General features: G+C 68.4%; 20 protein-coding genes and 1 tRNA gene. 17 read left to right on the top strand and 4 right to left on the bottom strand.

Going from position 1 to position 21,801, the window contains the following annotated elements:
* The first annotated feature begins 35 nt into the window (after window positions 1-35).
* From AC0VYB_RS04730 to AC0VYB_RS04800, 15 genes are all read left to right on the top strand, one after another.
* Window positions 36-1,619, top strand: a complete 1,584-nt coding sequence (locus AC0VYB_RS04730; RefSeq protein ID WP_063249186.1) for a metallophosphoesterase family protein — start codon at window positions 36-38, stop codon at window positions 1,617-1,619.
* A gap of 107 nt (window positions 1,620-1,726) precedes the next feature.
* Window positions 1,727-1,799 (top strand) — tRNA-Trp (locus AC0VYB_RS04735).
* Window positions 1,800-1,900: 101 nt separating this feature from the next.
* Window positions 1,901-2,179, top strand: a complete 279-nt coding sequence (gene secE / locus AC0VYB_RS04740) for a preprotein translocase subunit SecE (RefSeq protein WP_009379120.1) — start codon at window positions 1,901-1,903, stop codon at window positions 2,177-2,179.
* 90 nt (window positions 2,180-2,269) lie between these two features.
* Entirely contained in the window at window positions 2,270-3,067 is a 798-nt protein-coding gene (gene nusG / locus AC0VYB_RS04745; protein ID WP_009379122.1) for a transcription termination/antitermination protein NusG, read from the top strand.
* Window positions 3,068-3,281: 214 nt separating this feature from the next.
* Window positions 3,282-3,719 carry a 50S ribosomal protein L11 gene (rplK, locus tag AC0VYB_RS04750; protein ID WP_009379129.1) on the top strand — a complete coding sequence of 146 codons (438 nt, stop codon included), beginning with the start codon at window positions 3,282-3,284 and terminating at the stop codon, window positions 3,717-3,719.
* A gap of 64 nt (window positions 3,720-3,783) precedes the next feature.
* Complete coding sequence (rplA, locus tag AC0VYB_RS04755) at window positions 3,784-4,479, top strand: 50S ribosomal protein L1 (RefSeq protein ID WP_009379130.1); 696 nt, start codon at window positions 3,784-3,786, stop codon at window positions 4,477-4,479.
* 199 nt (window positions 4,480-4,678) lie between these two features.
* On the top strand, window positions 4,679-5,950 hold the full coding sequence (locus tag AC0VYB_RS04760) for a helix-turn-helix domain-containing protein (protein WP_063249185.1): 1,272 nt from the start codon (window positions 4,679-4,681) through the stop codon (window positions 5,948-5,950).
* A gap of 100 nt (window positions 5,951-6,050) precedes the next feature.
* Complete coding sequence (exaC, locus tag AC0VYB_RS04765; RefSeq protein ID WP_063249184.1) at window positions 6,051-7,574, top strand: acetaldehyde dehydrogenase ExaC; 1,524 nt, start codon at window positions 6,051-6,053, stop codon at window positions 7,572-7,574.
* Window positions 7,575-7,761: 187 nt separating this feature from the next.
* The gene (gene adhP, locus AC0VYB_RS04770) at window positions 7,762-8,781 is read left to right on the top strand and encodes an alcohol dehydrogenase AdhP (protein ID WP_063249183.1); all 1,020 of its coding nucleotides are present in this window, start codon (window positions 7,762-7,764) and stop codon (window positions 8,779-8,781) included.
* A gap of 131 nt (window positions 8,782-8,912) precedes the next feature.
* Window positions 8,913-9,782, top strand: a complete 870-nt coding sequence (locus AC0VYB_RS04775; RefSeq protein ID WP_063249182.1) for an alpha/beta fold hydrolase — start codon at window positions 8,913-8,915, stop codon at window positions 9,780-9,782.
* 298 nt (window positions 9,783-10,080) lie between these two features.
* Window positions 10,081-10,614: a 50S ribosomal protein L10 gene (rplJ, locus tag AC0VYB_RS04780; RefSeq protein WP_009379140.1), complete on the top strand. Its 534-nt coding sequence runs from the start codon at window positions 10,081-10,083 to the stop codon at window positions 10,612-10,614.
* Window positions 10,615-10,671: 57 nt separating this feature from the next.
* Complete coding sequence (gene rplL, locus AC0VYB_RS04785; protein ID WP_009379144.1) at window positions 10,672-11,058, top strand: 50S ribosomal protein L7/L12; 387 nt, start codon at window positions 10,672-10,674, stop codon at window positions 11,056-11,058.
* A gap of 159 nt (window positions 11,059-11,217) precedes the next feature.
* Window positions 11,218-12,465 (top strand): hypothetical protein, encoded by a 1,248-nt coding sequence (locus tag AC0VYB_RS04790; RefSeq protein WP_063249181.1) that lies wholly within the window; start codon window positions 11,218-11,220, stop codon window positions 12,463-12,465.
* On the top strand, window positions 12,462-13,277 hold the full coding sequence (locus tag AC0VYB_RS04795) for a hypothetical protein (protein ID WP_144588013.1): 816 nt from the start codon (window positions 12,462-12,464) through the stop codon (window positions 13,275-13,277). Before AC0VYB_RS04790 ends, AC0VYB_RS04795 begins: the two co-directional genes overlap by 4 nt.
* The gene (locus AC0VYB_RS04800) at window positions 13,274-14,419 is read left to right on the top strand and encodes a hypothetical protein (protein ID WP_144588011.1); all 1,146 of its coding nucleotides are present in this window, start codon (window positions 13,274-13,276) and stop codon (window positions 14,417-14,419) included. Before AC0VYB_RS04795 ends, AC0VYB_RS04800 begins: the two co-directional genes overlap by 4 nt.
* A 124-nt stretch (window positions 14,420-14,543) precedes the next feature.
* On the opposite strand, the gene AC0VYB_RS04805 is transcribed toward AC0VYB_RS04800, so the two are convergent.
* Window positions 14,544-15,440 (bottom strand): MBL fold metallo-hydrolase, encoded by an 897-nt coding sequence (locus AC0VYB_RS04805; protein ID WP_144588009.1) that lies wholly within the window; start codon window positions 15,438-15,440, stop codon window positions 14,544-14,546.
* A gap of 127 nt (window positions 15,441-15,567) precedes the next feature.
* On the opposite strand from AC0VYB_RS04805, the gene AC0VYB_RS04810 reads away from it, so the two are divergent.
* Window positions 15,568-16,632 carry a GNAT family N-acetyltransferase gene (locus tag AC0VYB_RS04810; RefSeq protein WP_475385061.1) on the top strand — a complete coding sequence of 355 codons (1,065 nt, stop codon included), beginning with the start codon at window positions 15,568-15,570 and terminating at the stop codon, window positions 16,630-16,632.
* On the opposite strand, the gene AC0VYB_RS04815 is transcribed toward AC0VYB_RS04810, so the two are convergent.
* From AC0VYB_RS04815 to AC0VYB_RS04825, 3 genes are all read right to left on the bottom strand, one after another.
* The gene (locus AC0VYB_RS04815; protein WP_313451411.1) at window positions 16,622-18,085 is read right to left on the bottom strand and encodes an aldehyde dehydrogenase (NADP(+)); all 1,464 of its coding nucleotides are present in this window, start codon (window positions 18,083-18,085) and stop codon (window positions 16,622-16,624) included. The genes AC0VYB_RS04810 and AC0VYB_RS04815 overlap by 11 nt on opposite strands.
* 13 nt (window positions 18,086-18,098) lie before the next feature.
* Window positions 18,099-19,472 carry an MFS transporter gene (locus AC0VYB_RS04820; RefSeq protein ID WP_313451409.1) on the bottom strand — a complete coding sequence of 458 codons (1,374 nt, stop codon included), beginning with the start codon at window positions 19,470-19,472 and terminating at the stop codon, window positions 18,099-18,101.
* An 83-nt stretch (window positions 19,473-19,555) separates the two neighbouring features.
* Window positions 19,556-20,329 (bottom strand): SDR family oxidoreductase, encoded by a 774-nt coding sequence (locus AC0VYB_RS04825; RefSeq protein WP_313451407.1) that lies wholly within the window; start codon window positions 20,327-20,329, stop codon window positions 19,556-19,558.
* A 177-nt stretch (window positions 20,330-20,506) separates the two neighbouring features.
* Between AC0VYB_RS04825 and AC0VYB_RS04830 the strand changes: the two genes are divergently transcribed.
* Window positions 20,507-21,772: an alpha-hydroxy acid oxidase gene (locus AC0VYB_RS04830; RefSeq protein WP_313451405.1), complete on the top strand. Its 1,266-nt coding sequence runs from the start codon at window positions 20,507-20,509 to the stop codon at window positions 21,770-21,772.
* The last annotated feature ends 29 nt before the right edge of the window (window positions 21,773-21,801 follow it).

A 21,801-nucleotide genomic window follows, 5' to 3' on the forward strand; every position in this document is an offset into this window, starting at 1 on the left:
GTCCGACGACCAGGGCGCATCCCTAGAATGGGTCCGTGTCGTCACCCCGTCTCCTCCTCCTGCTCCTCGTCCTCACCGTCGTCACCCTGCCCTGGGCGCTCTTCACCGCCCGTGCCGATCTGAGCTTCGGCCCCCATGAGGCGCAGTACCGCGTCACCGCCGATTCGCGGCTCACCCTCGACTTCGGGCCGCTGGGCACCCTCCTCGTCCCTGCCGGGGACTATCTGCCGCTCGGACTGGGGGTGAGCGTCGACATCGGGGAGATCCCCGTCTCCGGTGCCGCCGAGGACACGACCTCGGCCTCCGGCGGTGCCGCCGACAGCGGCGGAGGGACGATCGACGCCCTCGGTGGGGACATCGCTTCCTATGCCTCGCTCTTCTCCGCCCCGCAGGTCCAGATCGACCTCATCGTCGAGGGCCTGACGCGGGAGATCCTCATCCGCTGGGCGCTCGCGGTGTGTCTGCTCTCGGGAGCCGTCGTCGGCGGCATCCACCTGCTCGGACCGGCACGGATCGCCGCGCTGCGGCGGGGACTGGCGAGCCGGGAGCTCACGGCGATCGGCGCGGTCGTCGTCCTTCTCCTGTCCGGGGTGAGCGCCATCGCGCTCACCCGTCCGGAACCGCTGCGGCCGGACCCGGCGTTCGCGGGGACCCCGCTGGCCGGATCGCAGGTGACCGGCCGCCTCGGCGGGATCATCGACCAGGCGTTCACCGCGGTCAGGGACTTCTCCGAGGACAACGACGCCTTCTACGACGCCGTCCTCGCCGGCCTTCGCGGAGCGTGGAGCGAACGCCCCCTCAGCGGCGACTGGACCTCGCAGGGCATGGTGCCCCCGCCGGCAGGGAAGGCCGGCGTCTCGACCTTCGTGCTCAGCTCCGACGTCCACTGCAACATCGGCATGGCTCGCGTCGTCGGTGCGGTCACCCGGCTGAGCGGGGCCGACGCACTCATCGACGCCGGCGATGTGACGATGACGGGGACCTCGGCCGAGAACTACTGCATCGACGTCCTCGGGAACGAACTGCCCGAGGGACTGCCGCGGATGTTCGTCAAGGGCAACCACGACTCGCAGGAGACCGCCCGCCATGCCCGACGCAGCGGGTGGACGGTCCTCGACGACTCCACGGCGGAGCTCGCGGGCGTGCGCTTCTTCGGCGGTCCCGATCCGCGCCGGACGGTGTTCGGCTCCGGACCCCAGCTCGAGACCGAGCTGACCGCCGACGAATACGCAGCCCGGCTGCGCGACGAGGCGTGCACGGCCGACTTCGACGTCATGCTCGTCCACGACCCCAGGATCGTCCAACCGGCCCTCGACTCCGGGTGCGCGGACTACGCCCTGAGCGGACACTGGCACCGCACTGTCGGACCCGAGGCCTTTGGTCGGGGAGTGCGATACGTGAGTTCGACGACAGGCGGAGCGCTCGCGAACGCGCTCACCCCGGGTCCCTTGAAGATGGATGCCACGGTGAGCATCATCCGCGTCGACAACCGGACGAAGAGACCCATCGACCTCCAGATCATCACTGTCTCCCCAGGTGAGGAGGTCAGCATCGGTCCGTGGGTGCGTTTCCCCGAGCCGCAGCCCCTCGTCGCCGACCCCGTCGAACCGAGTGAGTAGGGGGCCACGGCACACGCGGACCGTGCTCGGTTCGACGGATCGCGGTGGGAGACGGTATGCTCGTTTCTCGTGGTTGGACACCCCCTCAGCTGGGGGAGTCGAATCGAAGGGGTGTGGCGCAATTGGTAGCGCAACGGTCTCCAAAACCGTAGGTTGCAGGTTCGAGTCCTGTCACCCCTGCGCAGTCGAAGCCTGCCGCGGCGATCACCGCCGGACAGAGCGCAGACTGACTGGCTGAGGCAGTTGAGCAGTCCCAAAGGATTCCGACCGAGTGAGGATGTGTGAGCGACACACCGGCAAAGAAGACAGGAAACGCGTCTGAGAACGCCTCCCGTCGCAAGCAGCTCGGATTCTTCGGACGGATCATCCAGTTCCTCCGCGAAGTCGTGGCGGAGCTGAAGAAGGTCGTCACCCCGACCCGCAAGCAGCTGGTCAACTACACACTCGTCGTGCTGGGGTTCATCCTCGTCATGATGGTCATCGTCACGGTCCTCGACCTCGTGTTCGGCAAGCTCGTCGGATTCGTCTTCGGCGGAACTCCGCTCTGGCCACTGTGGTGAGTCGCCCCGTGCGGCGATAACCTGGATACAAACAGCACATCCTTCGGACACGCAAGCCGTCCGACTACACGCGAAGCGAGGAATTGATCGGTGTCGGATACCAGTTCACCCGAACAGGACGCCCCTGAGACTGAGGTCGACGCGCCTGAGACCGAGACGGTCGAGGAGTCGACGACCGAGGCGACCGCCGACGTCGACGCGACCGCTGCCGATGAGGCACCGGCTGAGGACTCCGCCGCTGACGATTCCGCCGAGTCCGGCGACGACGTCGACCCTGCCGAGGAGTTCAAGGCCGAGCTGCGGATGCAGGAGGGCGACTGGTACGTCATCCACTCCTACGCCGGCTACGAGAACCGCGTGAAGCAGAACCTCGAGAACCGCGCCGTGAGCCTCAACCTCGAGGACTTCATCTTCGAGTCGCAGGTCCCCATGGAGGACGTCGTCGAGATCAAGAACGGTCAGCGCAAGCAGGTCCGCCGCGTGCGCGTGCCCGGCTACGTGCTCGTCCGGATGGAGCTCACCGACGAGTCGTGGGGCGCCGTGCGCCACACCCCGGGTGTGACCGGTTTCGTCGGCAACGCCTACGACCCGGTCCCGCTCTCGATCGACGAGGTCTTCACGATGCTCGCTCCCGTCTTCGAGGAGCGCCAGGCCGAAGCCGCCGCCGCTGAGGGCGTGGCCGCCGAGGCTGCGGCGAAGTCCGCCCCCATCACCGAGGTGGAGTTCGAGGTCGGCGAATCCGTCCTCGTCAAGGAGGGCTCGTTCGAAGGCCACCCCGCCACGATCCAGGAGATCCGCCCGGACTCCCAGAAGCTCACCGTGCTGCTGTCGATCTTCGAGCGAGACGTTCCCGTCGAGCTCGGCTTCGACCAGGTCTCGAAGCTCTGACCCGACCAGCGCACACCATCGCAGGGGCCCGGTTCCGACCGGGCCCCTGACGCGTTCTTCCACCCTGTGTTCCCGCTCACGACCATTTGCCCGAAGCCGGGCGAGCGTGGAATGATGGTGTGGTTTGATTGTCGGCCCTGTATCGGCAGGCCGGCATCGGATGATGCGCCGCGTTCTCTCGGCGCATGGACACTCTCAAGATTAAGGACCGCACATGCCTCCCAAGAAAAAGGTAGCCGGCCTCGTCAAGCTCCAGATTCAGGCAGGTGCCGCCAACCCGGCGCCTCCGATCGGTCCGGCGCTTGCCCAGCACGGCGTCAACATCATGGAATTCACGAAGGCGTACAACGCTGCGACTGAATCCCAGCGCGGGAACATCGTTCCCGTCGAGATCACGGTCTACGAAGACCGTTCGTTCACCTTCGTCCTCAAGACCCCGCCGGCCGCGGAACTCATCAAGAAGGCCGCCGGCGTGAAGTCGGGTTCGGCGACCCCGCACACCGTCAAGGTCGCGCACCTCAGCGCCGACCAGGTCCGCGAGATCTCCACGACGAAGATGCCCGATCTCAACGCCAACGACCTCGACATGGCCGATCGCATCATCGCGGGCACCGCTCGTTCGATGGGCATCACCACCGACATCGAGGTCTGAGACCAGACATCCCACTGTGGCAGGACGGACGCAGCCCCGACCACGACTGCAAGGAGAGAAGCAGATGGCAAAGCGCTCGAAGGCCTACCAGGCCGCGGCTGAGAAGATCGCCGCAGATGTGAAGTACGAACCGGCTCAGGCGATCGACCTGGCCAAGGAGACCTCGGTGGCGAAGTACGACGCCACCGTCGAGGTCGCCCTCCGCCTCGGGGTCGACCCCCGCAAGGCGGACCAGATGGTGCGCGGCACCGTCAACCTCCCGCACGGCACCGGCAAGACCGCCCGGGTCCTGGTGTTCGCCGCCGGCGACCGTGCAGAGGCAGCCCGCGAAGCAGGTGCCGACTACGTCGGTTCCGATGACCTGCTGGAGAAGGTGGCCGACGGCTTCACCGACTTCGACGCAGCGGTTGCAACCCCCGACATGATGGGCAAGGTCGGACGTCTGGGCAAGGTGCTCGGTCCCCGCGGCCTCATGCCGAACCCGAAGACCGGCACGGTGACCATGGACGTCGCCAAGGCCGTGTCCGACATCAAGGGCGGAAAGATCGAATTCCGCGTCGACAAGCACTCGAACCTCCACTTCATCATCGGCAAGGCCTCGTTCTCCGAGCAGGCCCTGCAGGAGAACTTCGATGCTGCGATCGAGGAGATCCTCCGCCTCAAGCCGTCCTCCTCGAAGGGCCGCTACATCACGAAGGCGACCATCACGACCTCGAACGGTCCCGGCATCCCGGTCGACGCAGCCGCGCTGCGCGCCTGATTCCGACCGTGGAGTGATCCGCGCCTGAAGGGCGGGAAGTGAGTCTCTCACTTCCCGCCCTTCGTCGCATCTGCGCCTCTTCGCCTCCCACGGGTCCTCACGTGCGCCGGTGACCTTGCTCACGTTCGTCGCAGCCGATAGATTGGGATGACCCCAGTGACCTGCATGACGACCGCCGACGGAGGTGGAGCGGACTGCGATGAGCACGACACCGCTGCTGCACGACGACTATCAGCTCATCGTGCGTCGGGCCCACAGCGACCTCGCCGCACCCAACCCTGAGCGGCGCGGCGTCCCCGGGGTGCGATCGACGGTCCTCGAGTCCTGGACCCGTTCCCTCGTTCGACTCCGCGACCCGTCCGGCGTCCGTGCCCGGGTGGCCTATGAGGACGCTCAGCTCGCCGAGGTGCGCCGCCGTCATCCCTTCCACTCGATCATGCCGCTGCTGCGCTCTCACCTCATCGAACCGGCCACCGGCGCGGGCCTCCTCGTCGCCCTCGGCGATGAGCAGGGATGTCTGCTCTGGGTCGAGGGGGAGCGGTCCGTGCGCGAGCGTGCCGAGTCGATGGGCTTCGTCCCCGGCTCCGACTGGTCCGAGGATGCGATGGGCACCTCGGCACCGGGTCTCGCCCTCCAGTCCCGTTCGGCCGTCCAGATCAGCCAGGCCGAGCACTTCGCCAGCGACGTCCACGCGTGGAGCTGCAGCGCGGTGCCCGTCACCCATCCCGGCACCGGCGAGGTCATCGGCATCATCGACGTCACCGGGGGAGACGATGCCGTGTCCTCGATCGTCCTGCCCCTGCTCGGGTCGACCGCTCAGGCCGCCGCCGCAGGCCTCTCTCGGCTCTACCGCGCCGATGCCGCCGAGGTGGGGGACCGGGACTCCGCCGCCCGCGTCCGCCTCGCGGTCAGCGGTTCGGCTCCCGCCCTGACCGGGCCGGACGGCGCGCGCATCGAACTCTCGAAGCGCCACGCCGAACTCCTCCTCCTGCTCCACCGCAGCCCTGCCGGGCTGACCAATGCCGAACTCGCCGATCGGCTCTGGCCGACCGGAGGCAGCGACGTCACCGTGCGCGCGGAGATCGCGCGCCTGCGCAAGACGATCGCCACCCTCAGCGACCTCGAGGTGGCCGGACGGCCCTACCGCCTGGTCGGCGATCTCGACAGCGACGTCGACGCCGCCCATCGGGCCCTGGGCCAGGGCGACGTCGAGACCGCACTCGAGGCCTACCGCGGCCGGGTGCTTCCCGACTCCGACGCCCCCGGGGTGCGGGAGATCAGCGGCGAGCTCGAGGCGCTGCTGCGCGAGACCCTGCTCCAGGACGGGACCTGGCAGCAGCTGTGGCGCTTCGCCAGGCTGCCGGAGAACCAGTCCGACACCGAGGTGCTCATGGCCGTCCTCCGGCTCGCCCCGCCCGACGCCCCCGAGCGCACCGCCGCACTCGTCCGTCTCGAGGCGCTCGGCAGCTGAGGTCCCGCCTCGGCGATGCAACGCTCATGCAACGTTGCCCTCTGTAGCGTGATCGTCAATCGGGGATCACTCCCGAGGACATCGCAGCAAAGGAGTTGCCATGACGGTATACGCACGGCCGGGCGAAGACGGCTCTCTCGTCACCTTCAAGCCCCGCTACGAGAACTACATCGGCGGGGAGTGGGTGCCGCCGACGAACGGAAACTACTTCGACAATCCCACGCCCGTGACCGGCCAGCCCTTCACCGAGGTGCCCGCGAGCACTGCCGAGGACATCGAACTCGCCCTCGACGCCGCCCACGCCGCGGCCCCCGCATGGGGGAAGACCTCGCCGACGGAGCGGGCGAACATCCTCCTCCAGGTCGCCGACCGCATGGCGGAGAACCTCGAGATGCTCGCGGTCGCCGAGACCTGGGACAACGGCAAGGCCGTCCGCGAGACCCTCAACGCCGACCTGCCGCTGGCCGTCGACCATTTCCGGTACTTCGCCGCGGCGATCCGCACCCAGGAGGGCGGGCTCTCCCAGCTCGACGAGCAGACCGTGGCGTATCACTTCCATGAGCCGCTCGGCGTCGTCGGACAGATCATCCCCTGGAACTTCCCGATCCTCATGGCCGTGTGGAAGCTCGCTCCGGCGCTCGCCGCCGGCAACGCGGTCGTCCTCAAGCCCGCCGAGCAGACCCCGGCCTCGATCCTCGTCCTCATGGAGCTCGTCGGCGATCTGCTGCCGCCCGGCGTCGTCAACGTCGTCAACGGCTTCGGGCTTGAGGCGGGCAAACCGTTGGCCTCGAACAAGCGCATCCGCAAGATCGCGTTCACCGGTGAGACCACGACGGGCCGGCTCATCATGCAGTACGCCTCGCAGAACATCATCCCGGTCACCCTCGAGCTCGGCGGCAAGAGCCCGAACATCTTCTTCGATGATGTCATGGCCAAGGACGACGCCTATTGGAACAAGGCGCAGGAGGGCTTCACGATGTTCGCCCTCAACCAGGGCGAAGTCTGCACGTGCCCGTCGAGGGCGCTCATCCAGGAGGGCATCGCCGCGGACTTCCTCGAATCCGTCGTCGCCCGCACTGAGAAGATCGTCCAGGGCAACCCGCTCGACACCGACACGATGATGGGTGCGCAGGCCTCGAACGATCAGCTCGAAAAGATCGTCTCCTACCTCGACATCGGCAAGCAGGAGGGCGCCGAGGTCCTCATCGGCGGCGAAAGGGCCGAACTCGACGGAGACCTCTCCGGCGGCTACTACGTGCAGCCGACCATCTTCAAGGGCGACAACGGGATGCGCATCTTCCAGGAGGAGATCTTCGGCCCCGTCGTCTCGGTGACGACGTTCACCGACTACGACGACGCGATGCGCATCGCCAACGACACCCTCTACGGCCTCGGCGCCGGTGTGTGGAGCAGGGACGGCAACACCGCGTACCACGCCGGCCGCGACATCCAGGCCGGTCGCGTGTGGGTGAACAACTACCACGCGTATCCCGCGCACGCGGCGTTCGGCGGCTACAAGGCCTCGGGCATCGGACGCGAGAACCACAAGATGATGCTCGACCACTACCAGCAGACGAAGAACCTCCTCGTCAGCTACTCCGACGAGGCCCTCGGCTTCTTCTGAGCCGACCTCCCGCCGGTCCTGCGCGCCGGACCCCAGCGCGCAGGACCGTCACGGCCGATCGCCTCGGCGGTCCTCCGCATTCCCCTCCACCCGGTGCACCCGCCCCACCCGAGCACCCCCACCTCGGCGAACGCCGCCCCTCCAAGCGAAACCCCGGAACCACCCCATCACAACGAAGGAGTCGATGATGTCGGCAATGAAAGCAGCAGTCGTAGAAGGATTCGGCGAGGACCTCGTCGTCGGGGACAACCCGATCCCCGAGCCGGGTCCGGGTCAGGCCCTGGTCAAGCTCATCGCCTCGGGCGTGTGCCATACCGACCTCCACGCCGCCCACGGGGACTGGCCCGTCAAGCCGAAGGTGCCCCTCATCCCCGGCCACGAGGGCGTGGGCATCGTCGAGAAGGTCGGCGAAGGGGTCACCGAGGTCGAGGTCGGCCAGATGGTCGGCAACGCCTGGCTGTGGGCGGCCTGCGGAGTCTGCGAGCACTGCCGGCAGGGCTGGGAGACCCTCTGCGAATCCCAGGTCAACGGCGGCTACGGCGTCGACGGGTCGTTCGGGGAGTACATGCTCGTCGACGAGAAGTTCGCCGCCGTCATCCCCGACGGCGCCGATCCCTATGAGATCGCCCCCGTCCTCTGCGCCGGAGTGACCGTCTACAAGGGACTCAAACGCACCGAGGTCAAACCCGGACAGTGGGTCGTCATCTCCGGCATCGGCGGGCTCGGGCACATCGCCGTCCAGTACGCGGTGGCTATGGGCATGCGCGTCGTCGCCGTCGACGTCGCCGACGACAAGCTCGCCCTGGCGAAGAAGCACGGGGCGGAGATCACCGTCAACGCCTTCGCCGAGGACCCGGCCGAGGTCATCCAGGAGAAGATCGGCGGCAGCCACGGCGTGCTCGTCACCGCCGTCCACCCGGCAGCGTTCGGGCAGGCGATCGGCATGACCCGCCGAGGCGGCACGATCGTCTTCAACGGCCTGCCCCCGGGCGACTTCCCGGCCCCGATCTTCGACATCGTCCTCAAGGGCCTGACGATCCGCGGATCGATCGTCGGCACCCGCCAGGACATGGTCGAGGCCCTCGAGTTCTATGCAGCCGGCAAGATCCACCCGACCTACTCCAAGCGCCCCCTCGAGGACATCAACGCCGTCTTCGATGAGATGCTCCACGCGAAGATCGACGGTCGCGTCGTCATCGAGTTCTGACCCGCCGAGGCGGTGCCCGCTTCCGCCCACACCGACCGAGGACCGTGCCGTCGTCCGCTGCGAACGCCGGCACGGTCCTCCCATGTGTGTCTGGGGAGGGTCGTGTCAGGGCGGCATGCGACCATGACTCCATGTTCGAGTCATTCACCGCGGAGACCTTTGGGACCGGCGACGCTGAGATCTATGTCCGCCATGGTGGGGATGGCCCGGCCGTCGTCCTCCTCCACGGTCACCCGCGTACCGGGTCGACGTGGTACGCCGTTGCGCCGGCTCTCGTCCGTGCCGGCTTCACGGTGGTCGTTCCGGACCTCAGAGGCTATGGGCGATCGCGAGGACCGCGCCCGGCGTCGGATCACCGACCGCATTCCAAACGTGCCTCAGCTGGAGACATCGCGACGGTCATGACCGCCCTCGGCCACGAGCGTTTCAGCATCGTCGGTCACGACAGAGGCAGCTACGTGGGTCTGCGGCTCGCTCTCGACTGCCCCGAACGGACGCAGGCGGCCGTCCTGATCGACTGCGTGCCGATCAGTGAGCACCTGCGACGGGCGGATGCGAAGTTCGCCGCGCAGTGGTGGCACTGGTTCTTCTTCGCACAGCCCGATGTGCCGGAGCGCGTGATCAACGCCGATCCGGATGCCTGGTATTCCGGCGACCCCGCTGTGATGGGGGAGCAGAACTTCGCGGAGTTCCGTCGGGCGACCCGCGATCCCGAGGTGGTCACGGCGATGCTCGAGGACTATCGAGCGGGACTCACCGTCGATCGGGCTGACGAGGAGGCGGACAGAGCCGCCGGCAGACGCCTGCGGATGCCGGTGCAGATCCTCTGGTCGCGCCGCGACGACCTCGAAGACCTCTACGGCGATCCGTTGGAGATCTGGCGTGAGTGGGCCGATTGCCTCACGGGGCATTCGATCGATTCCGGTCACCACGTGGCTGAGGAGGCTCCCGGTGAACTCGTCGAATCTCTCGTTCCCTTTCTGCGTTCGCATACCGCATGAGGACTTCGGCGGTGTGACCAGTGTCTCCGGGGTCGAACGGCTCCCGATTGGACTGAGCGCGGGGGGACTGGCTAAGCTGGAGACACCGAAGACCGTCGGTCTCTGTGGGAATGCATGAATCCGCCATCGGATCCCTGTGCCCGCAGACGAAGACTCCGCAAGGAGTGACCCTCGCAGGTGAGCCAGAGATCCTTCAGTGAGAACCGCGTTCTCAGCCTCGAAGCGTTTCGCGCGTACCTGCGTGGAGCGCTTTTTTCGTTGTCGGGACGCAGACCGGCGCCTGTACGAAAGGAATACCATGGCGAGGCCAGACAAGGCAGCCGCAGTCGAGGAGCTCAAGCAGCAGTTTGAGAACTCCGACGCTGTATTGCTGACCGAGTACCGCGGTCTCACCGTCGCGCAGATGAAAGAGCTGCGCGTCTCTCTTGGTGAGAACGTCAGCTACGCCGTGGTAAAGAATACGCTGACCAAGATTGCAGCCAAGGAAGCCGGCGTGACCGGTCTCGATGAGCTCCTCAACGGGCCCACCGCGATCGCGTTCGTCAACGGCGAACCGCCTGAGGCTGCCAAGGCTCTGCGTAACTTTGCCAAGGCGAATTCTCAGCTCGTCGTCAAGGGTGGCTACTTCGACGGTGCCGCCCTCAGCGCTGAGAATGTCAACCAGCTCGCCGACCTCGAATCCCGCGAAGTGCTGCTTGCGAAGGCAGCCGGTGCCATGAAGGCAAGCCTCCACCAGGCGGCTTACCTCTTCACCGCTCCGCTGGTCAAGGCCGCGCGCACTGTCGATGCCCTCCGCGAGAAGCAGGACTCCGCTCCTGCCGAAGACGCCTGAGCATCACCCCATCAACCCGGTCACCGCAGGTGACCACCACAGGAAGGATTGGCCACCATGGCTAAGCTCACTGCAGACGAGCTCATCGAAGCTTTCAAGGAGCTCACCCTCATCGAGCTCTCCGACTTCGTCAAGAAGTTCGAAGAGGAATTCGACGTCGAGGCCGCTGCCCCGGCCGCTGTCGCCGTTGCCGCTCCGGCAGCCGGTGGCGGAGAAGCCGCCGCTGAAGAGAAGACCGAGTTCGACGTCATCCTCGAATCGGCCGGCGACAAGAAGGTCCCCGTCATCAAGGAAGTCCGTGGACTCACCTCGCTCGGACTGAAGGAAGCCAAGGACCTCGTCGACGGCGCCCCCAAGGCCGTCCTCGAAGGCGCTTCGAAGGAAGACGCCGAGAAGGCCAAGGAGACCCTCGAGGCTGCCGGCGCGACCGTCACCCTCAAGTGATCACCTTCGCGGCAGCCTGACTGACCGCAGAGACACGAGCCCCGCAGCCGATCCGGCTGTGGGGCTCGCGTCGTCCCAGCGCCCTGTCCGGGCGGCAGGTGGCAGATCCGCACCATGGCTGTGACAACAGGTGTGAGCGCCCACCGTAGAGTTGGAACCATGACGACGACCGACCGCCTGCTCGGACAGCTGCGGGACCGCATCAGAGGGGCCTGGGACACCGGCCCGCTCTGGGTCGACCCCACGCTCGCCCCCGGTCTCACCGACAGGCAGCGGAGCGCGGTCGAGACGGCGACCGAGAACGCCGCCCGATCCGGACTCCCCGTCTTCGTCGCCGTGACTCCGGAGATCTGGATCGGCCACCACGACCAGTGGGACGCGTTCACCGCCGACCTCGCCTTCGAGATGTTCGACCGGACGGGAGAGGACCAGGCTCTCGTCCTCTTCACCGAGGCCGAGACCTCCGCCCGCAGCCGGTCCTACCTCGTCGATGGGAACGGTCCGAGCGTGCCGCCGAACTCCCAGGTCCTGCAGCGCTCGTCCAGCGACGACTTCCTCCCCATCGAACTCGCCGTCGACTACCACCTCCGCGTCCTCGTCGCCGCCGCGACAGGGGAACCGGCACCACCGCTGCCCGACTTCGACCCGGTCGACGTCGGCGAGTCACGGGGGGACTACATCGAGGCGACCGGCCTCGACCTCGGCAACCCCGACGGCATCGTCTTCGGCGTCTCCACCCTAGCCGCCCTCGGGCTCACCGCGTGGGTGCTCACCCGGAAGACGCGGTACCGGTGGAAGTCGGAGCTGACGACCGAACCGGAGCTCGTCCGCCGTCACCGCCTCGTCCCCGAGGTCACGCGGGCGCTCGAGCCCTTCCCGGAGCCCACCTCCGCCGACGAGGAGGGCTGGGCGATCCGCGACCGCGGGCTGCGCGTGCAGCGGGCCATCGACGCGGTCACCGATGCCCACCCCGACTGGGCGTCCTCTCCCGACCACTCCCACCGCCAGGCGATCTGGGCCCTCGTGCGCACCGACAGGGCGCTGCGGGCGATGAACGGCCTCGGCCGCCGAGCGGCATCGGCCGAGACCGCCGCGCCCGAGTTCTGCTACTTCTTCCCCGCGCACACGAAGCCCGTGGAGAGCATCGCGTGGAAGCAGTCGGGGACCGTGCTTACCATCGATGCCTGTCAGACGTGCATCGCCGACCTCGACGCCGGACACGACCCCGTCTGCCTCATGGTGCCGAAGGACCCGACCGTCCTCACCTCCCGACCCGTGCCCTACTTCCGGCGCGACGACGCCTACGCGCTCTCCGGGTTCGGCAGCTTCACCCCGCTCGAGGACGCCATCCTCGACGACGGCGTGCCCGGTGCCGAACGCCCAGTCCGGACGGGGAGGCGGTCATGACACGCTCCGGTGCCTCCCGCACTGCCCTCCTCATCCGCATCGCGATCGCCGCAGTCGTCTTCTCCGCGGTCACCGCCGGGGCGATCGTCTGGAGCGTCTCCCTCTTCGACGACGCGAAGGACGAGCGCGTCGAGCGGGCGAACAGCGACGACATCCGCGTCGACTCGATCTACTCCGACCGCATCGAGTCCCGCTTCGACGCCGACTACGACCGGACCCGCTACCGCACGATCGCCGAGAACCTCGCCTCCGACCCGATCTACGTCGACGCGTACCAGGCGTGGGCGGTCACCGACCCCGAACTCGACACCCTGCGCGACGAACTCGACGGGTCCGAGGTCCCCGTCTACGTCGCGTTCATGACGCTGTCCGATCTCGACGACGCCGACGGTGAGGGGAAGCTCGTCGCCGCCCGCATCGCCCGGGAGCTGCCGGAGGAGAAGGCGACTGTGCTCGTCGTCGGCAGCACCAGTGAGGACGTCGCGGACAAGGGCATCGAACGAAGGATCGTCGACTACCCCCTGCCGGCCGCGGATTCCACCCCGCCCGGCAGGGCGCTGGACTGGGTGCGGGTGCTCAAGCAGACCGAGGTCGACGAACCCTACGCCGAGCTCGAGTACGTCGACGAGCGCAGCGATGAGCAGCGACCCGAGGAGCTCGCCTACCCTGCGGTGTCCGCGATCACCTCTGTCGGCTTCGGCCTCGTCCTCGGCGTGCCCGCCGCGATTCTCCTCGTGTGGGTCGTGCGCAGGGTCCGCAGTCGGAAGGGTGCGCCCGTGCAGTCGGGACCGACCGGAGGGAGGCGCCGATGACCGCGACCGGAGAGCAGATCGCCGAGGCGCTGGGGGCCGATCCGTTCTGGATCGACCCGGCCGTCGCCGACCGGCTCAACCCCGCCCTGATGGAGAAGGCGACGACGACGGTCGAGGGTCTCGACTTCCCCGTCTACGTCATCGCCGTCGACGCCCCGAGCGTTGATCGCGAGCTGCTCCAGCAGGTCAAGGTCGCCCACGGCGGCGAGGGGGCGTTCGTCATGATCAACGGCACCGACGGTCTCATCGCCGACCAGACGTTTGCGGACACGGACCAGAAGATCGAGGTCATGGACCAGTACACCAACGCTATGGGGGAGTGGAACGTCTCGACCCCGTCGACGACGAAGCTCAACATCCTCCTCGGCTACTACGCCGATCCGCAGGAGCGCACCGAGGCGCAGGCGGGCACGGGGCAGGAGGTGCCCGGCAGCGAAGTCGTCGTAGACAGCGGTTCGGGATCACTCGCCCCGCTCCTCCTCGGCGGCTCCATCCTCGTCCTCGCCCTCGTCATCGCCGGTGTCTGGCTGTTGCGCGGTCGCCGGCAGGGCGCGGCCTACCGACTGCCCTCGAGGCTCCTCGACCGCGTCGACACCCTCCAGCGCGACTCGCTGCGGGATTCGATCAGCGACGACACGACGGCATTGGCCGAGTCGATCGACCGCCTCCACACCGCGGACCTGCCCGCCGCCGATGCCGACCGCGTCGAGCGGGCCCTCGACGCCTACCAGATCGCCCGCCGCATCGTCGACGACACGAGCTCGTCGCGGATCGACCTCGCCGGGGCCATGGTCCTCATCCGCCAGGCGGGCAGGGAGATCGCCGAGGCGCAGCGCGGTGGCCGGAGGAGGCGCGGTCGCACGGGCAGCCTTCCGGAGAGCCTGTGCACGGTCAACCCGCTCCACGGTGAGGCGCAGTCGACCTCCCGCGTCGACGCCGACGGGCAGAGCATCCGCGTGCCCGTGTGCCGGATGTGCGCAGAGGACCTCGCCGCCGGGCGCGAACTGCAGTGGATCTTCGACGGCGACAGGCCCTACGTCGAGGCCCGGAGCATCTGGGCGCGCACGCTCTTCGGTGCGATCGGCGGCGACCTCGTCACCGCGCTGCACCGCGAACGACCAGAGTTCGACCGCGAGGCCTGACCGGACCGGCTCCATCTGCTGAGAGTCACCGGCGTCCAGCGGCCGTGTCCAGGACGCTGAGTGTCGATTCTGGGCCGGCAGATCGACACTGAGCGTCCAAAAGTCGAGGCCCCGAGTGACCGGCTCACTCCAACGGCAATGTCAGCTCCCGCGGGATCGTGCGGTCGCGGTCACCGGGCATGGTACGGGAGGGCAGGGTCACCTCGGCGACGGGCCCGTGCTCATGCTCCTGCGCGTCCTCCCACACGTCCTCGCTGTCGGCACCGAAACCCCCGGTCGACAGGTCGGTGTCCGGTCTCTGCCCGGGCACGGACGCGAGCCGGAAGCCGTCGATGTCCTCGAGCTGTCGTTCGACGAACGCCCGATCGACGGGGACCCCGTGCCCGGGGACGAAGACCTCGGCCCCGGGGAGAGCGAGCAGCGCGTGGAGGCTCTCGACCCAATGGCTCAGGGACGCGTCGGCACCGGCCTGCGGGGCGGAGCCCTCCTCGACGAGGTCCCCGGTGAAGACGATCCCGGCCTCGGGGAGGCTGACGATGACATCGGCCGTGGAATGTCCGCCGAGCACCGAGAGCTCGACGGGGAAGTCGCCGAGGTCGACCACCGTGGGCTCCGCACCCGCCTCGGCGATGGGGGTGACCTCGACGAGGAGGTCGCCGGGATCCTCCGGCAGGCTCGCGGCGAAGTCCGCGGTGTCGGGATTGGTCCGCAGGGCGTCGAGGGAGATCCACGTGCTCGCGGCCTGATCGGCGGCGAAGGCGGGGGAGGCGAAGACCCGGTCGATGCCGGCGGCGACGAGGGCGGCGGCGCCGAGGTGGTGGTCCCAGTGGTCGTGGGTGATGACGAGATCGATGGGGGTGACGATCTCGTTGGCAGCGCGGCTGAGCTCCTGTGCGCGCTCGACGAGGCGGGCGGCCGTGGCGGGGCCGGGGCTCGAGTCGACGATGAGGGTCCGGTTGGTGCCGGTGATGATCCCGGAGTTGACGGCGGCCGGGTCGAACGTGAGAACAGTGGTCGTCATGGCCCCAGTGTACGGGCGGGCACCGACCCGAACCTGGACCCGACCGTGTCAGCGTCGTCTGCGGCTAGACTCGCTCACGGAGCGCCCCGCACCGCGGCGGGCGCGGCACACGAGGACAAGGAGATCGATGGAGATCACGCACATCCGGGCGGGCGCGCTGTCCGAGTCCGAGATCGAGGACACCGTCGCCGAGGTGGTCGCCTTCGATCTCCTCGTCAACTCCGCCTCCGGCCTCGGACCCGACTTCGACCCCCGCCCCGGGGAGGTGCGCAGGCAGCTGCAGCGGACGAACGACTACCTCACGCACGCGGTGTGGCTCGGCCGCCTCGGCGGGGACATCGTCGCCAGGGGCATCGCCTACCTCAGCCTGAAGGACAACGAGGACGCCGCCGAGATCCACGTCTCAGTCCACCCCGAGCACCGCCGGCAGGGACTCGGCTCCGAGCTGCTCTCCGCCATGGAGGAGCAGCTGGCGGCGGAGGGACGGCGGACGCTGACGAGCTTCGGCGAATCTCCGGTGCGGGTCGTCGAGGAGAACCTCCGGGACGCGCGGGTCGCCGCGGCCTCGGGGACGGGCGCGCTGCCCTCGACCCTGCCGGAGGTCGCCTTCGCCCGGGCCCACGGGTATTCTCTGCGCCAGCTCGAACGGTGCTCGGTCGCGCGGATCCGCGAGGCTGGGGGAGGCCTCGGCGCCGAGGACGACGGCGGCGACGGCTACACGATCCTCACGTGGGCCGGACCCACCCCCGAGGAGCACCTCGAGGCGCTCGCCCTCCTCCAACGGAGGATGTCGACGGACACGCCCGGGGCCGCCGACCTCGAGGAGGAGGAGTTCTGGGACGCCGACCGGGTGCGTGCGAACGACGCCGACCGGGAGGCAGCGGGCAAACGGATGATGACGGCGCTGGCGATGAAGGGCGACGAAGTCGCCGGCTACACCCAGGCTGCCCACTTCGCCGACCGCCCCGAGGTCGGGGACCAGGGCGGAACGCTCGTCATCCGCGAGCACCGCGGGCACCACCTCGGCGCGCGGTTGAAGAGGGCCAACCACGCGGCGCTGCTGCGGGATTCGGCCGTCGAACGGGTCTACACATGGAATGCGGCGGAGAATGCGTGGATGCTCGCGATCAACGACCTCGCCGGCTTCGAGGCCTTCGCGTGGACGAGCGTGTGGAAGAAGGTCAGGCGTTGACGTAGACGCCGTCGACCCGGCGCGTCACCGACCACGGGTTCGCCTCCTGCAGAACGGGAGGCAGAGCCGCATCCGGGAACCCCTGGTAGGCGACGGGGCGTTGGAAGCGGCGGATCGCCGATGTCCCCACGGAGGTGGTGCCCGGTGCCGTGGTGGCAGGGTACGGTCCGCCGTGCTCCTGGGCGTAGGAGACCGTCACCCCAGTCGGCCATTCGTTCCACAGTACTCGGCCCGATGCGGCTGCGAGAAGGTCGACGAGATCGGTCGCCGAGTCCGCAGCATCGGCCTGGATGGACGTAGTCAGCTGACCGTCGAGGACGTCGGCGAGGCGGCGCAGCTGCGCCTCGTCACGGTAGCGCACAACCAGGGTCGCCGGACCGAACATCTCCTCACCGAGGATCCCGGGATCGGCGAGGACCTCCTCGGCGTCGACTTCGAACACCGTCGGATCAGGGACTTCATCGGCGGACCTGCCGTCGATGAGCACCCTGACGCCGGGACGCTGCGCCATCGCGTCGACCGCGGCGCCGTAGCTCGTCCGCAGCCCGGGGCTGAGCATCGCCGAGATGGAGACCTGGGAGAGTGCCCGTCCCAGACGATCGGCGACGTCGGTTCCGGCCTCGGGGACGAGGAGCGCCCCGGGCTTCGTGCAGAACTGTCCGACGCCCGCGGTGAATGAGCCCGCGAACGCATCGAGGATCGCCTCCCCGCGAGCCTGCCAGGCGGTGGGGAAGACGAAAACCGGGTTCGTGCTGCCCAACTCCCCGAAGAACGGGATCGGCTCGGGACGTGCCGCCGCCCGGGCGAAGAGCTCCCGACCCACCGCCGTCGATCCCGTGAACCCGACGGCTCTGACCAGCGGATGCTCGACAATGGCGATTCCCGCTTCGCGTCCCTCGACGAGGGAGAACAGACCCTCCGGTGCGCCGGCAGAGGCGAGAGCGTCGACGACCAGCTGCCCGGTGCGCCGGGCGAGTTCGGTGTGCGCCGAATGGAACTTGTGGAGGACCGCGCACCCTGCGGCCAGTGCCGAGGCGCTGTCGCCGCCGATAACGCTGAATGCGAACGGGAAGTTCGAGGCTCCGAAAACGCCGACGACTCCGAGCGGGACGTTCATCCGGCGGATGTCCGGTCGGGGTCCCATGCCCCAGTCCGGATCGGCATGGTCGATGGTCGCCTCGAGGGTGGAGCCGCGGCGGATCTCATCGGCGAAGAGGTCGAGTTGGAAGGCGGTGCGCCGGAGTTCGGTGTGCAGACGGTTCTCGCCGAGGTGGGTCTCGCGGTCCGCGATGGACACGAGCTCCGGGGCGGCGGCGCGCAGCTCGCGGGCGATGGCCTCGAGCCACCCCGCCCGCGTGGCAGGGTCGGCCTGAGCGTTCTGCTCTGCTGCGGTCGCCGCGGCGCGGACGGCGGAGTCGAGGGCGGTCGGGGTGTCGATGGCGACAGCGGTCATCGGGTGAGCTCCTTCATCGGTTGAGCGGTTCGGTGGACTTCGGGGTCGACGGCGAGGGGGTTGACTGCGATGGGGTCTGCGCGCTGAGGTCGCGTCCCAGGGTCTCGCCCATGACGAGGACGCAGACGAGCCCGATCGCACCGACACCGGCCCAGATCAGGGCGACGGGCCAGAAGGCCCCGCCTGCGGACGCGACGAGGGCGCCGGAGACCAGCGGCAGGAACCCGGCCACGACTCCGCCGAGCTGGTAGCCCACGGAGGTGCCCGTGTACCTGACGTCGGGACCGAAGAGTTCGGCGAACATGGCGGCTGTGGGTCCGTACATCCCGGCGTGGCAGAGTGCGAGGGCGAGGATCATCGCCGCCCAGATGAGGACCGTCTGTCCCGAGGCGAGCATGAGGAAGAAGGGGAAGGCGAGGACGACCGTGAGTAGCGCGGCCGCGCAGAACACCGGGCGCCGACCGATGCGGTCGGAGAGGGCGCCGAAGGCCGGGACGGTCACGGCCTCGACGACGGCGGCTGCGAGCAGACCCCCGAGGAGCGTGTCACGGGAGATGCCGAGGTTGTCGGTGCCGTACGAGAGGACGAATGTGGTGACGATGTAGAACGGGACTCCCGCGGCGACGTAGAGGCCGATGCACAGGAGGATGTCCCGCCAATGGCGGGTGAACGCCTCGGCGATGGGCAGCTTGCGCCGGCTGCCGGACTCCTTGACCGCTTGGAAGGTCGGGTTCTCCTTGATCTGCGAGCGGATGAAGAGCCCGACGATGATGAGGGCGAAGCTGAGGACGAAGGGGATCCGCCATGCCCATTCCTCCATCGCATCGCCCGGGAGCGCGGAGACCACGGCGAAGACTGAGGAGGAGAGGACGAGGCCGGCGGGGACGCCGATCTGAGGCAGACTGCCGTTGAGACCGCGGCGATGGCGGGGTGAGGTCTCGACGACCATGGTCACAGCCCCGCCCCATTCGCCTCCGACGGCGAAGCCCTGGAGGAAGCGCAGGGTGACGAGCAGGGTCGGCGCCCAGATGCCGAGTGTGTCGTATCCGGGCAGGAGCCCGATGATCACGGTCGCCGAACCCATGATGAACAGGGTCACCATCAGAGTCGTCTTGCGTCCGATGCGATCGCCGATGTGCCCGAAGATCACGGCACCCATGGGGCGGGCGATGAACCCGACGGCGAACGTGCCGAAGGAGGCGAGCACGCCGGCAGTCGGTGAGGCGTTGGGGAAGAACAGTGCGGGGAAGATGAGTGCGGCGGCGAGGCCGTAGATGTAGAAGTCGTACCACTCGATGGTGGTGCCGATGAGGCCGGCGAGACCGGCCCGTCGGATGTCCTCCTTGGAGGCGCTCGGAATCGGTGCGGTGTCAGAGCTCAGGCTCACGGTCGATCACTCCTTCGTGATGGGTGGGGGTTGCGATGGGCGAAGATGCCCGGGTGGGAACGTCCGGGGGAGGGGAGGGGTCTTCAGAGCGTCGGCACCATGCCGCCGTCGCAGCGCAGCGCAGTGCCGGTGATGTAGGCGGCAGGGCCGCTGCAGAGGAACGCTGCGGCCGCCCCGAACTCGTCGGGCCTGCCGTAGCGTCCGAGCGGGATGGCCGCCTCCGAGGCGGCTCGCACCTCGGCGACGGGCGAGTCCTTGAGCGAGGCTGCGGCCTCGTCGACGGCATGCGCGCGCGGGGTGTCGATGCGCCCGGGCAGAAGCATGTTGACGGTGACTCCGCGACCGGCCACCTCGGTGGCCAAGGTCTTGAGGTAACCGGCCAGCGCCGAACGCCCGAGGTTCGACAGCGCGAGGTTGGGGATCGGTGCCTCGATGCTTGTTGAGCTGATCGAGAGGATCCGTCCCCATCCACGGCCGAGCATCTCCGGCAGGAACGCCCGGATGAGGCGGACATGAGGGGTAACCAGGGTGGCGACTGCATCGGTGACGGACTCGGAGGAGGTGTCCTCGGCGGTGCCCGGGACGGGGCCGGGGCCGTTGAGCACGAGGATGTCCGGGTCGCCGACCCGGTCGCGGACGGCCGCGATGAGGGAGTCGGCTCCGCCCGGGGCGACGAGATCGGCCGCGATCGCTTCGGCTCCGGGCAGCTCGGCGGCGACCTGCCGTGCGCGCTCCTCAGAGCGGCCGGTGACGACGACCCTCACCCCGTCGGCGGCGAGTGCGGCGGCCGTGGCGGCGCCGAGGCCCGAGGTCGAGGCGCAGACGAGTGCGACCTTTCCGTTGAGACCGAGATCCATAGAACCCTCCTGTTTGAAATATCAGACGTTGTCTAGGTTGTGAGATACATCATGCGGGGGGAGTAGGGCGTGAGTCAACCCCGCGGCCCGCAGCGGCGGCGCTTGACGCGTCGAGCCTGGTCGGTCAGAATCTAATACACAAGACAGCGTCTGATATTTCGTCAAAGGAGATATGTGGTGGACGGACTCGATCGACTCACCCGTTTCAGCGAGGGCCGTCAACTGCCCGACCTGGCCGAACTCAAGTCCCTGCTGCGGTTCCGCGCGCCGATCCTCGACCCGGTTCGGCGCGGGCTCAGTGCGGCACTCAGCGTCGACGAGCTGCGTGCGGTCGCGGTGCGCACCACTCCGCGGTCGGTCTTCGAGTACGTCGACGGCGGATCCGACCGCGAGATCACAGTCGACCGCAATCGCGCCGCATTCGACAGCGTCGAGTTCGTTCCCGAATACCTCTCACCCGTCGCCGACCCGGATCTTTCGACGACGCTGCTCGGTCGAGAGGTCTCACTGCCGCTGGTGATGGCTCCGACCGGGTACACGAGGATGATGCATCACGACGGGGAGTGCGCGGTGGCAGCCGTGGCTGCATCCGCCGGGATTCCCTACACGCTTTCGACGGTCGGTACAGCGACGCTCGAAGAGGTCGCCGGCGCCGCACCCGGAGGGGACAACTGGTTCCAGCTCTACCTCACCCGCGACCAGGGCATCAACGAGATGCTTCTCGAGCGGGCCCGAGCGGCGGGGGTGAGGACGATCATGCTCACCGTCGACACCCCCGTGGCCGCACACCGGCTCAGAGACGTCCGCAACGGACTGACGATCCCTCCGACCCTGACGCCGAAGACGATCGCCGGAATGGCCCGCCACCCGATGTGGGCGCTCAACAAGCTCACCACCGCACCGATCACCTTCGCCTCCCTTGCCGCCCTAGCCGGAGGGGCCGTCAACGCCGTCGACGTCGCCGACATCGCGTTCGAGCCCACGCTGAGTTATCGCCATCTCGACTGGCTCCGTTCGGAATGGGAGGGTGATCTCCTGGTCAAGGGAGTGCTCAGCCCGCGCACGGCCGCCGAGGTGGTCGGCCACGGAGCTGACGGCGTCATCGTCTCCAACCACGGCGGCAGGCAGCTCGACCGGGCGCCCGCAACCCTTTCCGTGCTCCCGGAGATCCGCGAAGCCGTCGGGCCCGAGGTGGCCGTCCTCCTCGACTCCGGCGTCCGCCACGGGGCCGACATCATCGCCGCCGTGGCGCGCGGAGCCGACGCCGTGATGATCGGCCGAGCCTACCTCTACGGACTCATGGCCGGTGGCAGAGCCGGAGTGGAGAGGGTGGTCGAGATCCTCAGGGAGGAGTACGCGCGCAGTCTCCAACTGCTCGGACTCGCCTCGACCGCAGGGATCAGGAGCTCCCACGTCCGCCTGCCCGACCCCGCGAGCGCATGACGCCGAACCTGTCGCATGACCCCGCACCG

It is taken from the genome of Brevibacterium sp. Z349TD_9, from assembly GCF_056173565.1.

Bases quoted from the DNA above. Each gene is read 5' to 3' on its own strand.
- rplK (WP_009379129.1), top strand. From the start codon at position 3,282: ATGCCTCCCAAGAAAAAGGTAGCCGGCCTCGTCAAGCTCCAGATTCAG.
- rplA (WP_009379130.1), top strand. From the start codon at position 3,784: ATGGCAAAGCGCTCGAAGGCCTACCAGGCCGCGGCTGAGAAGATCGCC.
- AC0VYB_RS04760 (WP_063249185.1), top strand. From the start codon at position 4,679: ATGAGCACGACACCGCTGCTGCACGACGACTATCAGCTCATCGTGCGT.
- exaC (WP_063249184.1), top strand. From the start codon at position 6,051: ATGACGGTATACGCACGGCCGGGCGAAGACGGCTCTCTCGTCACCTTC.
- adhP (WP_063249183.1), top strand. From the start codon at position 7,762: ATGTCGGCAATGAAAGCAGCAGTCGTAGAAGGATTCGGCGAGGACCTC.
- AC0VYB_RS04775 (WP_063249182.1), top strand. From the start codon at position 8,913: ATGTTCGAGTCATTCACCGCGGAGACCTTTGGGACCGGCGACGCTGAG.
- rplJ (WP_009379140.1), top strand. From the start codon at position 10,081: ATGGCGAGGCCAGACAAGGCAGCCGCAGTCGAGGAGCTCAAGCAGCAG.
- rplL (WP_009379144.1), top strand. From the start codon at position 10,672: ATGGCTAAGCTCACTGCAGACGAGCTCATCGAAGCTTTCAAGGAGCTC.
- AC0VYB_RS04790 (WP_063249181.1), top strand. From the start codon at position 11,218: ATGACGACGACCGACCGCCTGCTCGGACAGCTGCGGGACCGCATCAGA.
- AC0VYB_RS04795 (WP_144588013.1), top strand. From the start codon at position 12,462: ATGACACGCTCCGGTGCCTCCCGCACTGCCCTCCTCATCCGCATCGCG.
- AC0VYB_RS04800 (WP_144588011.1), top strand. From the start codon at position 13,274: ATGACCGCGACCGGAGAGCAGATCGCCGAGGCGCTGGGGGCCGATCCG.
- AC0VYB_RS04805 (WP_144588009.1), bottom strand. From the start codon at position 15,440: ATGACGACCACTGTTCTCACGTTCGACCCGGCCGCCGTCAACTCCGGG.
- AC0VYB_RS04810 (WP_475385061.1), top strand. From the start codon at position 15,568: ATGGAGATCACGCACATCCGGGCGGGCGCGCTGTCCGAGTCCGAGATC.
- AC0VYB_RS04815 (WP_313451411.1), bottom strand. From the start codon at position 18,085: ATGACCGCTGTCGCCATCGACACCCCGACCGCCCTCGACTCCGCCGTC.
- AC0VYB_RS04825 (WP_313451407.1), bottom strand. From the start codon at position 20,329: ATGGATCTCGGTCTCAACGGAAAGGTCGCACTCGTCTGCGCCTCGACC.